The sequence below is a fragment of the Nostocoides japonicum T1-X7 genome, from assembly GCF_001046855.1.
GTDB classification, from domain to species: domain Bacteria; phylum Actinomycetota; class Actinomycetes; order Actinomycetales; family Dermatophilaceae; genus Nostocoides; species Nostocoides japonicum.
Map to the genome: position 1 here is coordinate 3,495,130 of NZ_HF570958.1, position 17,749 is coordinate 3,512,878.

12 protein-coding genes are annotated in these 17,749 nt (G+C 71.5%); 4 read left to right on the forward strand and 8 right to left on the reverse strand.

Going from position 1 to position 17,749, the window contains the following annotated elements:
* The 4 genes from BN12_RS15800 to glmS form a co-directional block, all read right to left on the reverse strand.
* On the reverse strand, window positions 1-1,258 hold a 1,258-nt coding region (locus BN12_RS15800), incomplete at its 3' end, for an ABC transporter substrate-binding protein (protein WP_162233092.1).
* Window positions 1,259-1,405: 147 nt separating this feature from the next.
* On the reverse strand, window positions 1,406-2,446 hold the full coding sequence (locus BN12_RS15805; protein WP_235432427.1) for a LacI family DNA-binding transcriptional regulator: 1,041 nt from the start codon (window positions 2,444-2,446) through the stop codon (window positions 1,406-1,408).
* Between the two features lie 267 nt (window positions 2,447-2,713).
* Complete coding sequence (locus tag BN12_RS15810; RefSeq protein ID WP_048553953.1) at window positions 2,714-3,064, reverse strand: holo-ACP synthase; 351 nt, start codon at window positions 3,062-3,064, stop codon at window positions 2,714-2,716.
* 8 nt (window positions 3,065-3,072) lie between these two features.
* The gene (gene glmS / locus BN12_RS15815) at window positions 3,073-4,935 is read right to left on the reverse strand and encodes a glutamine--fructose-6-phosphate transaminase (isomerizing) (RefSeq protein WP_048553955.1); all 1,863 of its coding nucleotides are present in this window, start codon (window positions 4,933-4,935) and stop codon (window positions 3,073-3,075) included.
* 61 nt (window positions 4,936-4,996) lie between these two features.
* Here glmS and coaA point away from each other — a divergent pair, with 61 nt between their 5' ends.
* The gene (coaA, locus tag BN12_RS15820; protein ID WP_048553956.1) at window positions 4,997-5,965 is read left to right on the forward strand and encodes a type I pantothenate kinase; all 969 of its coding nucleotides are present in this window, start codon (window positions 4,997-4,999) and stop codon (window positions 5,963-5,965) included.
* A gap of 223 nt (window positions 5,966-6,188) precedes the next feature.
* Window positions 6,189-7,610 (forward strand): class II fumarate hydratase, encoded by a 1,422-nt coding sequence (locus tag BN12_RS15825; RefSeq protein ID WP_048553957.1) that lies wholly within the window; start codon window positions 6,189-6,191, stop codon window positions 7,608-7,610.
* A gap of 114 nt (window positions 7,611-7,724) precedes the next feature.
* Here the strand turns inward: BN12_RS15825 and BN12_RS15830 are convergent, their stop codons facing one another.
* The 3 genes from BN12_RS15830 to BN12_RS15840 form a co-directional block, all read right to left on the reverse strand.
* Window positions 7,725-8,354 carry an aggregation-promoting factor C-terminal-like domain-containing protein gene (locus tag BN12_RS15830; protein ID WP_048553958.1) on the reverse strand — a complete coding sequence of 210 codons (630 nt, stop codon included), beginning with the start codon at window positions 8,352-8,354 and terminating at the stop codon, window positions 7,725-7,727.
* Window positions 8,355-8,948: 594 nt separating this feature from the next.
* The gene (locus tag BN12_RS15835; protein ID WP_048556485.1) at window positions 8,949-10,259 is read right to left on the reverse strand and encodes a PhoH family protein; all 1,311 of its coding nucleotides are present in this window, start codon (window positions 10,257-10,259) and stop codon (window positions 8,949-8,951) included.
* Between the two features lie 521 nt (window positions 10,260-10,780).
* Window positions 10,781-12,421, reverse strand: coding sequence for an amidohydrolase (locus tag BN12_RS15840; protein ID WP_048556486.1), 1,641 nt, complete (start codon window positions 12,419-12,421; stop codon window positions 10,781-10,783).
* A 156-nt stretch (window positions 12,422-12,577) separates the two neighbouring features.
* Here BN12_RS15840 and BN12_RS15845 point away from each other — a divergent pair, with 156 nt between their 5' ends.
* Both BN12_RS15845 and BN12_RS15850 read left to right on the forward strand, forming a co-directional pair.
* Entirely contained in the window at window positions 12,578-13,564 is a 987-nt protein-coding gene (locus BN12_RS15845) for a LacI family DNA-binding transcriptional regulator (RefSeq protein ID WP_048553960.1), read from the forward strand.
* A gap of 4 nt (window positions 13,565-13,568) precedes the next feature.
* The gene (locus BN12_RS15850) at window positions 13,569-16,034 is read left to right on the forward strand and encodes an FAD-dependent oxidoreductase (RefSeq protein WP_048553962.1); all 2,466 of its coding nucleotides are present in this window, start codon (window positions 13,569-13,571) and stop codon (window positions 16,032-16,034) included.
* A 717-nt stretch (window positions 16,035-16,751) separates the two neighbouring features.
* On the opposite strand, the gene BN12_RS15855 is transcribed toward BN12_RS15850, so the two are convergent.
* Window positions 16,752-17,507, reverse strand: coding sequence for an isoprenyl transferase (locus BN12_RS15855; RefSeq protein WP_048553964.1), 756 nt, complete (start codon window positions 17,505-17,507; stop codon window positions 16,752-16,754).
* Between the last annotated feature and the right edge of the window lie 242 nt (window positions 17,508-17,749).

Genomic DNA, 17,749 nt, shown 5'->3' on the forward strand with positions numbered 1-17,749 from the left:
TCTGCGTGTCGTTGACGCCGATCGGCGGGATCTTCAGCTCGCCCGCGATCTTGCCGAAGATCTCACCCACGGGGGCGTTGTCGAAGTAGGCGCTCTTGGCGCTCGCGACGGACGGGTCGGCCGCGGCCTCCTGGTTCGACGGGAAGTGACCGCCCTGCTTCGGGGACGTCCACATCGTCACCTGCTGGTCCTTCGCGGAGAGCCACTCGACGAGGGCGATCGCCGCCGCCTTGTTCTTGGCCTTCTCCGGGACGCCGAGCCACGACCCGCCCCAGTTCGCCGCACCGCCGGGGAGCGCGGGAGCGATGTCCCACTTGCCGGCATACGACGGTCCGGCCTGGCCCTGGATGTAGCCCATCATCCACGTCGGGCAGGCGATCGTCGCGAAGGCGCCGCTGCTGAAGGCCTTGTTCCACGCGGGCGAGAACTGCTGGAGGCCGGCGGTGATCTTCGCCTGGGCGGCCTGGGTCGCATACTTCCACGCCGTCTTCACGCCGTCGCTGTTCTCGACATCCGTCGTGCCGTCCGGCTTCGCGTAGGCCGTGTCGCCCTGGTAGACCGCCGCGGAGTAGATGCTCGCGGCGGAGTCGACGAAGTGGGAGCCCGCCTGCTTGGTCTTCGAGGCCTCGTACTGCTTGCCGAGGTTGATGAAGTCGTCCCAGGTCTGGATCTTGCCGGCGAGCGCGTCACGGCCGCTCGGCAGGCCCGCCTTCTGGAGGAGGTCCTTGCGGTAGCAGATGGCCTGCGGACCGGTGTCGGTGCCGAGGCCGACCGTCGTCTTGCCGTCGGCGGAGGACGCCTGCTTCCACTTCCAGTCGTAGAACTCCGCCTTGTCCTTCGCGGCGTTGGGGACGGTGTTCCAGTTGACGAACTGGTCGGCGTGGTTCTTCACGACGTCGGCGACGAAGCCGATCTCGATCGCCTGGACGTCGTCGAGGCCGCTGCCGGAGGCGAGGCGGGTCTTCAGGCGGGTCCAGTAGTCGGCCGACTGTTCGACGACGTCCTCCTGGATCGTGATGTTCGGGCACACCTTCTTGTAGGCGTCCCACATGCCGTTCTCCTTGAACCCGAAGGTCCCGAAGAGACCGACCGTCAGGGTGACCGTGTCCTTGGTTCCACACGGTCCGTTCGAGGCCACCGTGCTGCTCGAGCTCGAGCTGCCGGAGTCGGACCCACAGGCGGCGAGCAGGAGCGCTCCGGCCGTCGTGATCGCCATCGAGGTGGCCGCGAGTCGGCGGCCGGGGGGCATCAGGCGCATCTGTCGTTCCTCCTGGGAGAGCGGAGGCGTCCTCGTCGACACCATGAGAGCGCTCTCATGGGCAGTACCTTGACGGCTCGATGCCGCCACTGTCAAGCGTTATCGCCGAACCGTTACCCACTCCCTCGACGGAGAGGGGCTTCGAGCTCAGGCGGAGGCGCGGACGACGAGCTCGACGGGCAGCACCGTCGCGGGGGTCGGCTCCTCGCCCCGGATCCGGCGCAGCAGGAGCTCGGTCATCGTGGCGCCGAGCTCGTGGACGGGCTGGCGGACCGTCGTGAGCGGCGGGTCGACGTGGGCGGCGTCGGGGATGTCGTCGAACCCGATGACGGCGACGTCCTCGGGGACGGACCGCCCGGACTGCTGGATGGCCCTGATCGCCCCGAGCGCCGCGAGGTCGGAGGCGGCGAAGACGGCGTCGACGTCCGGCCGTCTCTCCAGGAGTCTGGTCATCGCCGCGTAGCCCCCCGCGAGGGTGAACTCCCCGACGGAGACGAGGGATTCATCGTATGCCGCGCCCCCGGCCTCGATGGCCGCGCGGTAGCCGTCGAGGCGGTCCTGACCGGCGCACATGTCGAGCGGGCCGGACACCGTGGCGACCTGCCGACGGCCTCCCGCGAGGAGGCGCTCCGTCGCCATCCGCGCACCGCCGACGTTGTCGGCGTCGACGTAGTAGAGGTCCGCCGAGCCGAGGAGGGGCCGACCGCTGAGCACCGTCGGCACGCCGGCCTCCTCGAGGCGCTGCGGCAGCTCGTCGCGGCCATGGAGCGACATGAGAAGGACGCCGTCGACGTGCCCGCCCGCGGCATACGAGACGAACCGGCGGTGGTCCTCCTCGCGGGAGGCGACGGTGAAGACGAGCTGCATCCCGGCCGCGGCGAGCACCTCGTGGGCGCTGCGGAGCATCCCGAGGAAGAACGGGTCGGAGAACATCCGCTCCTCGGTCTCGTCGACGAGGAAGGCGATGGAGTCGCTGCGTCCGGTGACGAGCGAGCGGGCCGCGTGGTTCGGGGAGTACCCGATCTCCGATGCCGCGGCGCGCACCGCGTCGCGCGCCCTCTCGGACACGTTCGTCTCGCCGCGCAGCACGCGGCTCGCCGTCGCGCGGGACACGCCGGCGCGCGCGGCGACCTCCTCGAGGGTCGGTGCCGCCCGAGGACCCTTCGGCGGCACGGTGCGGGTGCTCACGCCGGGCAGTCTGCCACCATGCGGGCCGAGGCGCGGACGATGCCTCGGGAGGGGGATGCGCTCGCGGACACACCCGCGACCCGACGGATCGCGGAGCCGGTCTCCGATCCGGTGGACCATCTCCAGGTCGCGGCCCCAACCGACGACCCGCGGTCCGAGGGAGGGCTCCGTCCCACCCGTTGCCCTCCGCAGACGACTGGTTGCGCAGGGCAACAGTTCTGGAGAACCCCTCCCCTGTTGCTCGGAGAGCCCGCCGGGAAGGGGGGGTCAGGACTCGGCGACGACGACCGCCGAGGCGATGCCGGCGTCGTGCGACAGGGAGACGTGGAAGGACGCGACCCCCAGCAGATCCGCCTGCGCCGCAACCGTTCCCGAGACCTCCAGCCGAGGGCGTCGCCCTTCCTCGCGAACGACCCGGGCGTCGGTCCAGCGCAGCCCGACCGGCGCCCCGAGGGCCTTGGCCAGGGCCTCCTTCGCGGCGAACCGGGCCGCGAGCGAGGCGAGCGGGAGCACCGCCTCCTCGGGTGTGAAGAGCCGCCGGCGCAGGGCGGGTGTGCGGTCCAGCGCGGCCCCGAACCGGGCGATGTCGACGACGTCGATGCCCACCCCGACGATCATCGAGCGGCCTACTCGACGGTGACGGACTTGGCGAGGTTGCGCGGCTGGTCGACGTCCAGGCCCTTGGCCGTCGAGAGGTGGAGGGCGAAGACCTGGAGCGGCACGACGGTGAGCAGCGGCTGGAGCAGCGGCATGGTGTGGGGCACCCGGATGACCTCGTCGGCATACGGCTCGACGTCGGTGTCGCCGTCCTGGGCGATGACGATCGTGCGGGCGCCTCGAGCCCGGATCTCCTGGATGTTCGAGACGACCTTGCGGTGCAGCTCGTGCGGCGTGTCCGGCCCGGGGACGACGATGAAGACCGGCTGGCCCGGCTCGATGAGCGCGATCGGGCCGTGCTTGAGCTCGCCCGCCGCGAAGCCCTCGGCGTGGATGTAGGCCAGCTCCTTGAGCTTGAGCGCACCCTCCAGCGCGACGGGGAAGCCGACGTTGCGCCCGAGGAAGAGGACGGCGCGGGTGTCGGCCATGAACCGCGCGATCTCCTTGACGCGATCCATCCGTCGCAGGACCTCCGCGATCTTGTCGGGGACGTCGTGGAGCTCCTTCATGACGGCCTGCGGATCCTCGGCATACGCGCCGCCGCGCAGCTGCGCGAGGTAGAGCCCGAGGAGGTAGCACGCGGCGATCTGGGCGAGGAAGGCCTTGGTCGACGCGACGGCGATCTCGGGGCCGGCGTGGGTGTAGAGCGCCGCGTCGGACTCGCGAGGGATCGTCGAGCCGAGCGTGTTGCATACCGAGACCGTGAGCGCACCGAGATCACGGGCGTGCTTGACCGCCATGAGCGTGTCCATCGTCTCGCCGGACTGGCTGATGGACACGACGAGGGTGCGCTCGTCGACGATCGGGTCGCTGTACCGGAACTCGTGCGCGAGGGCGACCTCGACCGGGATGCGCGTCCAGTGCTCGATGGCGTACTTGGCGACGGTCCCGGCATACGCCGCCGTGCCGCAGGCGACGATGGTGACCCGCTCGACGGCGCGCAGCTTCTCCTCCGGGATGCGCAGCTCGTCGAGGGAGAGGTTGCCCTCGGCGTCGGTACGCCCGAGGAGCGTGTCGGCGACCGCGCGGGGCTGCTCCTCGATCTCCTTCTCCATGAAGGTCGGGTAGCCGCCCTTCTCCGCGGCCGCCGCGTCCCACGTCACCTCGTATGCCGTCGCGCTCGCCGGCTGGCCGTCGAACCCGATGACGGTGCAGGAGTCGGGGGTGATCGTCACGATCTGGTCCTGGCCCAGCTCCAGGGCCATGCGGGTGTGCCCGATGAAGGCCGCGACGTCGGAGCCGAGGAAGTTCTCGCCCTCGCCGAGCCCGACGACGAGCGGGCTGTTGCGGCGCGCCCCGACGACGACACCGGGCCGGCCGGCGTGGACGGCGAGGAGGGTGAAGGCGCCGTCGAGCCACTGGACGGCGCGCAGCATCGCCTCGGTGAGGTCACCCGTCGCGGCGAACTCACGGGCCACGAGATGGGCGGCGACCTCGGTGTCGGTCTCGCTGCGGAACTCGACGCCGTCGGCGAGCAGCTGGGTCTTCAGCTGGTGGAAGTTCTCGATGATGCCGTTGTGGATGACGGCGATCTCGTCGTCGGCGCCGCCCCGGTGCGGGTGGGCGTTGCGATCCGTCGGGCCGCCGTGCGTCGCCCAGCGGGTGTGTCCGATGGCGGTCGAGGACTCCGGCGGGGGGTTGCTCTCGAGGGCCTGGCGCAGGTTGGCGAGCTTGCCGGCGCGCTTGTCCATCGCGATGCTGCCGCCGGGGGTGACGAGAGCCACACCGGCCGAGTCGTACCCGCGGTACTCCAGGCGCGCGAGGCCCTCCATGACGACGTCGAGGGCGGTCCCGTCGACGCGTGGACCGACGTAGCCGACGATTCCGCACATGGCGTAGAGACTAACGGCAGGCCGGGGCCCCACCCCGCCATCGCCGACGCCATCCGCCACAATGTCGGGCGTGGCTCTCACCGCCGACGCCCACATCCTGCCCTCGCCGTACGTCGATCTCGATCGGGACGCCTGGGCCAGGCTGCGTCGCAACCACCCGATGTCCCTGTCCGCCGAGGACGTCACGCGGCTGCGCGGTCTCGGGGACCGGCTCGACCTCGACGAGGTGGAGCACATCTACCTCCCGCTGTCGCGCCTGCTGAGCTTCTACGTCGAGGCGACGACGGGGCTGCACCGGGTGACGACGACCTTCCTCGGGGAGCCGAGCGCGAAGACGCCCTTCGTCCTCGCGGTCGCCGGGTCCGTCGCCGTCGGGAAGTCGACGACGGCCCGCATCCTCAAGGAGCTGCTGAGCCGTTGGCCCTCGTCGCCCCGCGTGGAGCTCGTGACGACCGACGGGTTCCTCTTCCCGAACGCCGAGCTCGAGCGCCGTGGCCTCCTGCAGCGCAAGGGATTCCCGGAGTCCTACGACCGGCGCGCCCTCCTCCGCTTCGTCGCGGACGTCAAGTCGGGCGTGCCGGAGGTCCGCGCTCCCGTCTACTCGCACCTCACCTACGACATCGTCCCCGGCGAGCGCATCGTCGTCCGCCGGCCCGACGTCCTCATCGTCGAGGGGCTCAACGTCCTCCAGGCGCCGAGCCCGCGGGAGGACGGCCGCAACGGACTCGCGCTGTCGGACTTCTTCGACTTCTCGGTCTACGTCGACGCGGCCGTCCGCGACATCCGGGCGTGGTACGTCGACCGGTTCCTCCGGCTCCGGGAGACGGCGTTCGCCGACCCCGCCTCCTACTTCCACCGGTATGCCGCGCTGTCCGACGACGAGGCGCGCGCCACGGCGACAGGCATCTGGCAGCGGATCAACGAGCCGAACCTGCGCCAGAACGTCAAGCCGACGCGCGGTCGGGCCCATCTGATCCTCAGCAAGGACGAGTCGCACGCCGTCGAGCGCATCCGGCTCCGCAAGCTCTGACCCCACCCTCAAGACCCCACCCTGGCCATCTGCCACCCGATCGGGGCCCCTGCACCACCCCACCTGGCCATCTGCCACCCGATCGAGGCCTGTGCACCACCTCACCTGGCCATCTGCCACCCGATCGGGGCCTGTGCACCATCCGACCGCGCCGGAGCGGACTCCCGGCATACCCGGCGGATCCGTCCTCCGCTGCCACGAGACGCTGGAGCATGATGGTGGTATGCCATCCGACGCCTCGAATCCCCGTCCCGGCTATCGCATCGAGCACGACTCGATGGGTGAGGTGGAGGTCCCGCAGGACGCCCTGTGGGCCGCGCAGACCGCCCGCGCCGTCCAGAACTTCCCCGTCTCCGGCCGTCCCGTCCCCCTCCCGGTCGTCCACGCCCTCGCCGAGATCAAGGCCGCCGCGGCGCAGGTCAACGCCGAGCTCGGCGTCGTCAGCCACGAGCGCGCGGAGTCCATCACGGCCGCCGCGACGGCGGTGGCGCAGGGCCGCTACGACGACCAGTTCCCCATCGACGTCTTCCAGACCGGCTCCGGCACCTCGACGAACATGAACGTCAACGAGGTCATCGCGCACCTCGCGACCCGCGATGGAGGCGTCGAGGTCCACCCGAACGACCACGTCAACGCCGGCCAGAGCAGCAACGACACCTTCCCCTCCGCGGTCCGGGTCGCGGCGACGATCGCCGCCGAGCAGCGTCTCGCGCCCGCTCTGCGACACCTCACCGAGTCGCTGGGCCGCAAGGCCGCCGAGTTCGACGACGTCGTCAAGGCCGGCCGCACCCACCTCATGGACGCCGTCCCCGTGACCCTCGGTCAGGAGTTCGGCGGGTACCAGCGGCAGATGGCCCTCGCGAGCGAGCGGGTCCTCCACGCCGCACAGGCCACCCGCGAGCTGCCTCTCGGCGGGACCGCCGCCGGGACGGGACTCAACGCCGCCCCGGGCTTCGCGGCCGCGGTCATCGCCCGGCTCGAGGAGCGCACCGGCATCCGGTTCACCGAGGCCTTCGACCACTTCGAGGCGCAAGGCACGCAGGACGCCCTCGTCGAGCTCTCCGGAGCCTTCAAGGTCGTCGCCGTCGGCCTCACCAAGATCTGCAACGACCTGCGCTGGATGGGCTCTGGCCCACGCTCCGGCCTGGCGGAGATCTTCATCCCCGACCTCCAGCCCGGGTCGAGCATCATGCCCGGCAAGGTGAACCCCGTCATCTGCGAGGCGACGCTCATGGTGTGCGCCCAGGTCATCGGCAACGACACGGCGGTGACCGTCGCCGGCGCGGCGGGCAACTTCGAGCTCAACGTCATGCTGCCCGTCCTCGCCCGCAACGTCCTGGAGTCGGCGGACCTGCTCGCGTCGGTGACGCGCCTGCTCGCCGACCGGTGCGTCGACGGCATCCGTGCGGACGTCGACCGTTGTCAGTCGTATGCCGAGGGCTCGCCGGCCATCGCGACCCCGCTCAACAAGTACCTCGGCTACGAGGAGGTGGCCGGCATCGTCAAGGAGTCGGTCGCGACGCGCCGCTCGATCCGCGACATCGTCCTCGAACGGGGCCACGTCGCCGCCGGCCGGATCACCGAGGAGCAGCTCGACGAGGCGCTCGACACGAGGCGCGCGGCCAAACCCCACGAGCCCCGCTGACCTCGGCGGGTCGACACGAGGAGCCGGCCCGGCCGCTGAGAGGCGGTGCCGATCGGTGGCGGAGCCGATGAGTGGCAGTGCTGATCCGTGGCGGAGCCGATCGGCCGGGGCCGATCAGTACCAGTGCGGGGAGCGCGACTGCCAGGTGTTCCAGGCGTTGCAGGGCGTGCCGTAGGTGTTCTTGATGTAGCCCAGGCCCCACTTGATCTGGGTCGCCGGGTTCGTCCGCCAGTCCGCGCCGGCGCTGGCCATCTTGGACCCGGGAAGCGCCTGCGGGATGCCCGCGGCACCGGAGCTGGCGTTGTATGCCTTGTAGTTCCACATGCTCTCGCCGTTCCACAGCTGCTCCAGGCAGCCCCATTGGGAGGCCGAGAAGCCGAAGTCGGCGAGCAGCGCGCGGGCGGCGCCCTTCGGGTTGCTCTGAGCGCTCGAGAGGAGTTTCTTGCGCTGGGCGGCGCGGGCGGCGCGCTGCTCGGCGGCCTTGCGCTGGGCAGCGAGCTTGACGGCCCGCTCGCGCGCCTTCTCGTGCTGCTCGGCGGTAGTCTCGGCCAGCCGCACGGCCCGGCCCCGCTCCGAGGCGATCTGCTTGGCGTTCTCGATCGCCTCGTCGGACTGGACACCGGTGCGGGAGACGGCGGGAGCGTTGAAGCTGTATGACGCCGCGGCGTTGGCCTCGTGGGCCTCGCCGACGGTGAGACCCGCGGCACCCACGCCGATGGCGGCGAGCGCGAGGCTGGCGCTCACCGCGGGCCGACGGAGCGCGGCGACCGCCCCACGGGGACGGGGACGAGCGGGAACGAGCATGTGCTGGCGCGCAGAATGGCGCCCGTGATAGCGAGACATGATGGCAGAACTCCTGGGCGGGCGTCGTGGCAGCGACACCGTCGGGGGTCATGACCGGACGGGACAGGGGGATGTCCGGCCACCGGCAGGCCCGGGAGCCTGCGAGGGGTGACGTCGCGAGCGTCATCGCTCGCGTTATCGTTTCGTGACCATATCGAGTCCCTCGGCCCCACGGCAAATCCCCCTGAGACAACCTGTCCAGCATTCGGACAGCAGGGAACCGACCGTTCGTTCCCGAACCATTCGTCTGGAACCCCGTCGAGTGGGTGCCTCACCCCTCTGCCGACCCCGCCAGCACGTCACTAGCCCGCCAGGACGTGACCAGATACCTCGACCCGCCAAGGCGCCTCGGCATTCAAGGTATCCCCACCCCACCAGATGGGATCGGGATACCTCCACCGGCGAGGACGGCCCCGCATTCGAGGTATCGAGAGCCCACCAGGTGGTCTCTGGATACTTCCACCCGGCGCGTGGCCCGCGTGGAGTGACGTCGCCTCAGATGTCGACGCCCTCGAGCAGATCGGTGACGAGAGCCGCGATGGGGCTGCGCTCGGACCGGTTGAGGGTGACGTGCGCGAAGAGGGGATGCCCCTTGAGCGTCTCGATGACGGCGGCGACCCCGTCGTGGCGGCCCACCCGCAGGTTGTCGCGCTGTGCGACGTCGTGGGTGAGGACGACCTTGGAGTTCTGCCCGATGCGTGAGAGGACGGTGAGCAGGACGTTCCGCTCGAGGCTCTGCGCCTCGTCGACGACGACGAACGCGTCGTGGAGCGATCGGCCGCGGATGTGCGTGAGCGGCAGCACCTCGAGCATGCCGCGGTCGAGAACCTCCTCGACGACCTCGCGCGACACGAGCGCACCGAGGGTGTCGAAGACCGCCTGTCCCCAGGGGCTCATCTTCTCGTTCTCGCTGCCGGGGAGGTACCCGAGCTCCTGGCCGCCGACGGCATACAGGGGCCGGAAGACGATGACCCGACGCTGCTGCCGGCGCTCCATGACGTTCTCGAGGCCGGCGCACAGCGCGAGGGCCGACTTGCCGGTGCCGGCGCGGCCGCCGAGGCTGACGATGCCGACGTCGGGGTCGAGGAGGAGGTCGAGGGCGATCCGCTGCTCCGCGCTGCGACCGTGCAGGCCGAACGCATCACGGTCGCCGCGGACGAGCCGCACCTGCTTGTCGGGCCCGACCCGGCCGAGCCCGCTGCCCCGCGGCGAGAGGAGCTTCAGGCCGGTGTGGCAGGGCAGCTCGGCCGCGTCGGCGGACTCGAGGCGGCCGTACTCGTAGAGATGGTCCATGTCCTCGACGGTGACCTCGAGCTCGGCCATGCCGGTCCAGCCGGACTCGACGGTCTGCTCGTGCCGGTACTCCTCCGCGTCGAGGCCCACCGCCGAGGCCTTGACGCGCAGCGGCAGGTCCTTGCTCACGACGCAGACGTCGCAGCCCTCCTCGGAGAGGTTCTTCGCGACGGAGAGGATCCGGGTGTCGTTGTCGCCGAGCCGGAACCCCGCGGGCAGGGACGTCGGGTCCGTGTGGTTGAGCTCGACCCGGAGCGTGCCGCCCTCGTCGCCGATGGGGACCGGGGCGTCGAGCCGGCCGTGAAGGATGCGCAGGTCGTCGAGCATCCGCAGCGCCGTCCGCGCGAAGTAGCCCAGCTCGGGGTGGTGACGCTTGCCCTCGAGCTCGGTCACGACGACGACCGGCAGGACGACCTCGTGCTCCTTGAAGCGGGTGATCGCCTTGGGGTCGGAGAGCAGGACCGAGGTGTCGACGACGAACGTCCGTCGACCGTCGGGTCCCGTCGTGGTCACCGGTGCAGCGAGGTCCTTGCGCTTGGTGCGGCCCCTCGAAGCGGGCGGGTTCGCCCCGAGCGGGTGCTCGGCGGTGCGGGACGACTTCGACGGAGCGGCCACGATGGTCCTCTCGGGCGGTGCGCACGGTCGGCGCGCAGCCACCACTTCGCTACGACGGTGCCGGGACCGGGCCTCGCGGTGCGGCGAGGACCGGGACCGGCCCCCCTGCTCGGTGGTCGAGCTGCATACCGTTGGGCCTCCCGAGACGCCCCGCGGGTGCGGCGCGTCACTCTCGACGCTACGTCGCCGCCGGGCGGGACCGGGCCGGATTGCCGCCGCGTGTCGCGAACTTCTCGTGAACTCCCGGTAGTCCGAGGACACCAGCAGTCACACCAGCCTCACCCACCACGCAGGAGCCGGCTGCAGGACAACCCCCTGGCCATCTGGCACCCGATCGGGGCCTGTGCACCACCACCGCCACCTGCGGGAGCAGGTCGGCCGGGCTGGCCGGCCGTGAACGGCGAGCCGCCGACGAACCGTCAGGAGCCGTGGACGAGGCGTCCGGCAGCGACGGTGTGGGTCACCGTCGCGTCGGCAGGCCGCACTCCGGCGTCGAAGATGTTCGTGTCGAGGACGGCGAGGTCCGCCCGCCGCCCGACTGCGATCGTCCCTCCGGCGTCGTCGTGATTGACGTATGCCGACCCGGCCGTGAACGCCGCGAGCGCGGCCGTGAGCGTCAGCGCCTCCTGCGGCATGAACGGCTCCGCGTCCCGCGTCGCCGACGCGACCCGGTGGACCGCGACCTCGAGCTGCTCGAGCGGGTCGGCCGTCGTGACGCCCCAGTCCGACCCCATGGCCAGGACCGCGCCGCCCCGCGCGACGCTCGCGAACGGGTACTGGTGCAGCGTCCGCTCCGGTCCGAGGACGGGGATATTGAGCTCGGCCATCTGCGGCTCGTTCTGGGCCCAGTACGTCTGGCAGTTGACGACGACCCCGAGCTCGCGGAAGCGCGGCACGTCGTCGGGGTGGACGACCTGGAGGTGGGCGATGTGGTGGCGGTGGTCGTTGCTCCCGTTGGCCGCGCGAGCAGCGGCGACGGCGTCGAGGGCGGACCGCACGGCCCGGTCGCCGATCGCGTGCATGTGGACCTGGAACCCCTCCGTGTCGAGCCGGGTGACGGCCTCGGCGAGAGGTTCCGCGTCGACGTAGCTCAGACCGGCCGGAGCGTCACCGAGATCGTGGCGGCAGTACGGCTCGAGCATCGCCGCCGTGCCGTTCTCGACGATGCCGTCGACCATGATCTTCACGGACGTCCCGTGGAAGCCGCCGGTCACCCGCCGCCGGGCGAGCAGGTCCTCGACCTGCTCGACGCCCCGGTGCCGGTCCCACCACAGGGCGCCGACGACCCGCGCGGTGAGCCGGCCGTCCGCGGCGAGGAGCTCGTACGCCCCCTGCGTGTCGGGGGTGACCCACGCGTCCTGCCAGCCGGTGATTCCCAGCGCGTGGAGGTGGGCTTGCGCGGCGAGGAGGTGGCCGGCCCAGTCCTCGCGGCTCGGCGGAGGGACGACCGTCGCGTCGAAGGTGTATGCCGCGCCCTCGTGGAGCGTTCCGCTCGGCTCGCCCGTCGTCGGGTCGCGCTCGATACGGCCGTCGGACGGGTCGGGAGTCGCGGCGTCGATTCCCGCGCGCCGCAACGCTTCCGAGCTGACCCACGCCCCGTGGACGTCCTTGTTGAAGAGGAAGACGGGTCGCCCCGGCACGACGGCGTCGAGATCCTCCCTCCGCGGCAGGCCGCCGGGGAAGTACTCCATGGCCCACCCGCCGCCGAGGACCCATTCGCGCTCGGGGTGAGCGTCCGCATACGAGCGGATGGCCTCGAGGTAGGCCCCCCTGCCCTCGAGGCCGGACAGGTCGACGGTGTTGAGGTTCCGGCCGGCGAAGGGTGGATGGACGTGCGCGTCCTGGAATCCCGGCACGACGAGCCCGCCGTCGAGGCGCAGGAGGTCGGTATGCCGTGCCGTCACCTCCGCGCACGCCTCGCGTCCCAGGGCGACGACGACGCCGTCCCGCACCGCGATCGCGTCGGTCCAGCTGCGCGCCGCGTCGACCGTCCACACGGGAGCGCCGCTGATGACGAGGTCGGCAGGAGCCCGGCCCGAGCCGGCCGTAGAGGTCACCATGACGAGGATGGTAACGACGGCCCCCACCCCGCAGGCGCGGGGTTGTCGTGGCCACCGCCCCGTGTCGACCACGAGAAGCCCGCACCTGCCGAGATGATGAGCCGGGACGCCGGGTGGACCCCCCGGCGCCGCCCGCGGAGTTCTACCCTGTGCCGCATGACGAACGGCCGCGTGACGATCCGCGATGTGGCGCGCGCGGCTGGAGTCTCGCCCACGACCGTCTCGCACGTCCTCAACGGCCGCGGCCGCGTCGGGGCGGCGACCCGGCTCCGGGTCGAGGAGGAGGCGCGACGCCTCGGCTACCGCCCGAACCCGGTCGCGACGAACCTGCGCCGCAACACCTTCGGCGCGTTCGGTCTCGCCCTCCCCCCACGCAGCCTCAACTACGCCTTCTACACCGACATCATGGTCGGCGCTTCCGAAGTGCTCTTCGAGGCCGGCGTCGCGCTGTCCCTCATCCCGCCGACGGCGACGTCCGAGGAAGCGGCCGCGTTGCCCATCGACGGCGTCATCGTCGCCGAGCCTCGAGCGAACGACCTTGTCCTGCAAGGCTTCTGCGACTCCGGACTCCCGGTGGTCATCTGTGAATCGACGGTCGAGGCGCTGCCGGACAACGCCTGGACGGTGGACCTCGACCACTCGGCCGGCATCGGGACGCTCCTGGACCACCTCGTGTCGGCGGGCTCGACCCGGCTCGCGGCGCTCGTCGTCGACGACGTGACGTGGTGGGGTCGCAACGTCGGGTCCGCCATCGAGGCTTGGGAGTTGCGGGAGGGTATGCGGGTCCGGCGCCGGACGGTGCCCTTCGGGGTCTCTCCCACGGCGGCCCGCACGGCGGTCCGACGGGTGCTGACCCACGGGCGCCCGGACGGGCTCCTCGTCTGCCACGAGGGCCTCGGCTCCGCTGCCATCGGGGTGGCCGCGCACCTCGGGCGGCAGGTCCCCGACGACGTCGCCGTCGCGTGCGCGGTCGACGGGCCGGACCTGCTGACCGTCGAGCCTGCCGTCACCGCGCTCGACCTCCATCCTCGGGAGATCGGGCAGGTCGCCGCGCGTCTGCTCCTCGACCGGCCGGCCGAGCGGACCCGCGTCGTCCGGCCCACCCTCCATGTCCGGGCCTCGACCGCCCCCTCGATACCGTGACCGCATGACCGCCCTTCCTCAGCGTGCGCGGGTCGTCGTCGTGGGCGGCGGCGCGATCGGGACCTCCGTCGCATACCACCTCGCCCTCGAGGGTGAGCGCGACGTCCTTCTCCTCGAGCGCGACCGGCTCACGTCGGGGACGACGTGGCACGCGGCGGGTCTCATGACGACGTTCGGGTCGTTATCCGAGACGAGCACCGCGATGCGGCTCTACAGCCGAGAGCTCTACGCACGCCTGGAGTCCGAGACCGGGCTGTCGACCGGCTTCCGACCCGTGGGGCTCGTCGAGGCCGCGGCCGAGCCCGAGCGGCTCGAGGAGTACCGCCGCGTCGCCGCGTTCCAGCGCCTCCACGGCCTCGAGGTCGAGGAGATCGGGCCCGCGGAGATGAGCGACCTCTTCCCGCTGGCGCGGACCGACGACCTCCTCGCCGGCTTCCACGTCCCCGGCGACGGGCGGGTGAACCCCGTCGACCTCACGATGTCGCTCGCTCGCGGTGCCCGGCAGCGCGGCGTCCGGATCGTCGAGGGCGTGTCGGTCACCGGCATCCGGACGGTGCCCTCCGGAGCCGTCCGCCGGGTCACCGGCGTCACGACGAGCGCGGGCGACGTCGAGTGCGAGGTGGTCGTCGCCTGCGCCGGCATGTGGACCCGCGAGCTGATGGCCGGCCTCGGCGTCGTCGTGCCGAACCAGGCCGCAGAGCACTACTACCTCATCACCGACACGATCGACGGCGTCGACCCCGACGGCCCGATCTTCGAGGATCCGGCGTCGTACGGCTACTACCGCGAGGAGGGCGGCGGCCTCATGGTGGGTCTCTTCGAGCCGCGCGCCGCCCCCTGGTCGCTCGACGGCATACCGGCGACGTCGTCGTTCCGCACCCTCCCGCCCGACTGGGACCGGATGGCGCCCTACCTCGACAAGGCGATGGACCGCGTGCCCGTCACGCACGACGTCGGTATCCGGACCTTCTTCTGCGGACCCGAGTCGTTCACTCCGGACCTCCAGCCGATCGTCGGCGAATCACCAGGCGTGGCAGGGTGTTTCGTCGTCGCCGGGCTCAACTCGGTCGGCATCCTGTCTGCCGGCGGACTCGGTCGGATCGTCGCGCACTGGGTGTCGACCGGGTCTCCCGACGTCGACGTCACGGGGTTCGCCGCGACGCGGACCCGGCCCGAGCAGGCGGGCCGGGCCTTCCGCGCGGCCCGCACCACCGAGATCCTCGGCACGGTGTATGCCGCGCACCCGCCGGGGGTGGAGCTGACCTCCGCGCGGGGCGTCCGCCGATCACCGCTGCATACCGCACTCTCCTTGCAGGGCGCGCGTTTTCGCGACGTGAGTGGGTGGGAGAGCCCGGACTGGTATGCCGGGCCCGGAGCGACCCCCTCGCTCACGCCGTCGTGGGGTCGGGCGCCGTGGTTCGCGCACTGGGAGGCCGAACACCGGGCGGTTCGTGAGGCGGTCGGGCTCGTCGACATGTCGTTCATGGCCAAGCTGTGGGTGACCGGTCCCGACGCGGGGGCCGTCCTGTCGCGCGTGTCGGCGGGTGACGTCGACGGTGAGTGCGGGCGCATCACATACACCCAGTGGCTCGACGAATCCGCCCGGATCAGAGCGGATCTCACGGTGACCAAGCTGGAGCCGGACCGCTTCCTCGTCGTCGCGAGCGACACGGCACACGGCTCGAGCCTCGACTGGCTGGAACGGTCGATCGGCGACTCGCGGGTCGAGGTGTTCGACGGCACGTCCGGTCTGGCGCAGCTCAACGTCCACGGTCCCCTGGCCCGCTCGCTCCTGTCGACGGTCACGTCGGCGGATCTGTCCGACGGTGCCTTCCCCTTCCGGGCGGCGCGGTGGATCGACGTCGGCTTCGCCCGCGCTCTCGCCGTGCGGATCACCTACGTCGGCGAGCTGGGCTGGGAGCTCTACGTTCCCACCGAGATGGCGGCCCATGTCCACGAGACGCTCGTCGCAGCGGGCGAACGCTTCGGGCTGCGGCACGTCGGGCTCAGGGCGCTCGGGAGCCTGCGGCTGGAGAAGGGGTACCGCGACTACGGCCACGACATCGACAACACCGACGACGTCGTGTCGGCCGGGCTCGGCTTCGCGGTCGCCATGGACAAGCCGGGCGGCTTCGTCGGGCGGGAGGCGGTGGCCGCTCTGCGGAAGGCCGGTCCGCCGCCGCGGCGTCTCGTCCAGGTGCTGCTCGCGGACCCCGAGCCCCTGCTGTTCCACGCCGAGCCGGTGCTGCGCGACGGCGTGCCGGTCGGTTACGTGCGGGCCGGCTCGTACGGCTGGACGCTCGGCAGCGCCGTCGGTCTCGCGATGGTCGGGACGCCCGACGGTTCGCCCGCGACGAAGGGCTGGTTCGACGCCGGGACCTGGGAGGTCGACGTCGCCGGCCGCCGCGTCCCCGCCACCGTGAGCCTGCGCTCCCTCTACGACCCGACGAACGCCCGAATCCGAGGCTGACCCCACCCCCTCCCGCGGCAGAGGATGGGTGTCGACCGCACCCGCCACCGCCACCGCCACCGCCACCGCCACCGCCACATCAGATACCTCGACCCAACGGAAGAACTCCGGAGTCGAGGTAACCCGACCCCACCAGAACGTCACCAGATACCTCCACCCGACGGGAGCCCCCAGAGTCGAGGTATCCAGGCACCACCGGAACGACACCAGACACCTCCACCCGTCGGGAGCCCCCCGAGTCGAGGTATCCAGGCACCGCCGGAACGACATCAGATACCTCCACTCGTCGGGCGCCGGAGACGGCGCGCTCGAATGAGCCTGTCGGTTCCTACCCTGGCCCCGGGAACCTCACCAGATACCTCGACCGAACGGGAAGCCTCCCGAGTCGAGGTAACCCGACCCCATCAGAAGGTCACCAGATACCTCCACCCATCGAGGACTCCCGGGTCGAGGTAACCCGACTCCACCGGAGCGTCACCAGATACCTCCACCCGTCGAGGACTCTCCGAGTCGAGGTATCCAGGCGCCGCCGGAACGTCATCAGATACCTCCACCCATCGAGGACTCCCCGAGTCGAGGTAACCCGACACCGCGTCACGAGACACCTCGACACCGCCCGAAGGCCACCGAAGCCTCGACCGCGGCACGGCCGGGCCCGGATCGACCGCCGAATCGAGTGACGACAGCGCTGGGGGTAGTGACGACAGCCCTGGGGGGTCAGGCGCCGAAGCGGCGGTTGCGCTCGCCGTAGGCGCGCAGCGCGCGGAGGAAGTCGACGCGCCGGAAGTCGGGCCAGTAGGCCTCGCAGAAGTAGAACTCGCTCTGCGCGCTCTGCCAGAGGAGGAACCCGCCGAGCCGCTGCTCCCCGGACGTGCGGATGACGAGGTCGGGGTCAGGCTGGCCCCGCGTGTAGAGGTGCTCGGCGATGTGCTCGACGTCGATGACCTCGGCCAGCTCCTCGAGCGAGGTGCCCTTGCCCGCATGCTCCTGCAGGAGCGAGCGGACGGCGTCCGCGATCTCCCGGCGCCCGCCGTAGCCGACGGCCACGTTGACGAACATGCCCGCGACGTCGCGTGTCAGGTCGGCGGACTCCTTGAGCCGCTCGGCGGTCTGCTGCGGCAGCAGGTCCAGGGCGCCGACCGGGTTGAGCCGCCAGCGCCGGGCGGCCGCGAGATCGGCGACGGCGTTCTCGATGATCCCCAGCAGGGGCTCGAGCTCCTGGGCGGGCCGGTTGAGGTTGTCCGTCGACAGCAACCACAGTGTCACGACCTCGACGCCCACCTCGTCGCACCACTGGAGGAGGTTGGCGATGTTGTCGGCGCCCGCCTGATGCCCATGAGCGGTGTCGGCACCCCGCTCGCGGGCCCACCGCCGGTTACCGTCGAGCATCACCCCCACATGTCGCGGGATCGCCTGCGGGGAGAGGCTTTTCGCGAGGCGCGCCTCGTATGCGGCATACAGCGGGTTACGCATGGCTCCCCGCGCTCCTCCCTGTCGGCCGTCGTCCGTCAGCCGTCCCGGACCCGGCCCAAGGCTACTCCCGCGCCCCTACGCCTCGCAGGTCGCACTCGTCCCGAACGACGGGCAGCGGGAGCAACCAGGGCGGCGATGTCAAGGGGGCGGCCTGGCCGACCAGGGTGGCGGAGACAGCGTCGACAGGGGTGGCGGCGACAACAGGGCGGCCGGGCCGACGCGGGCGGCCGGGCCGACGCGGG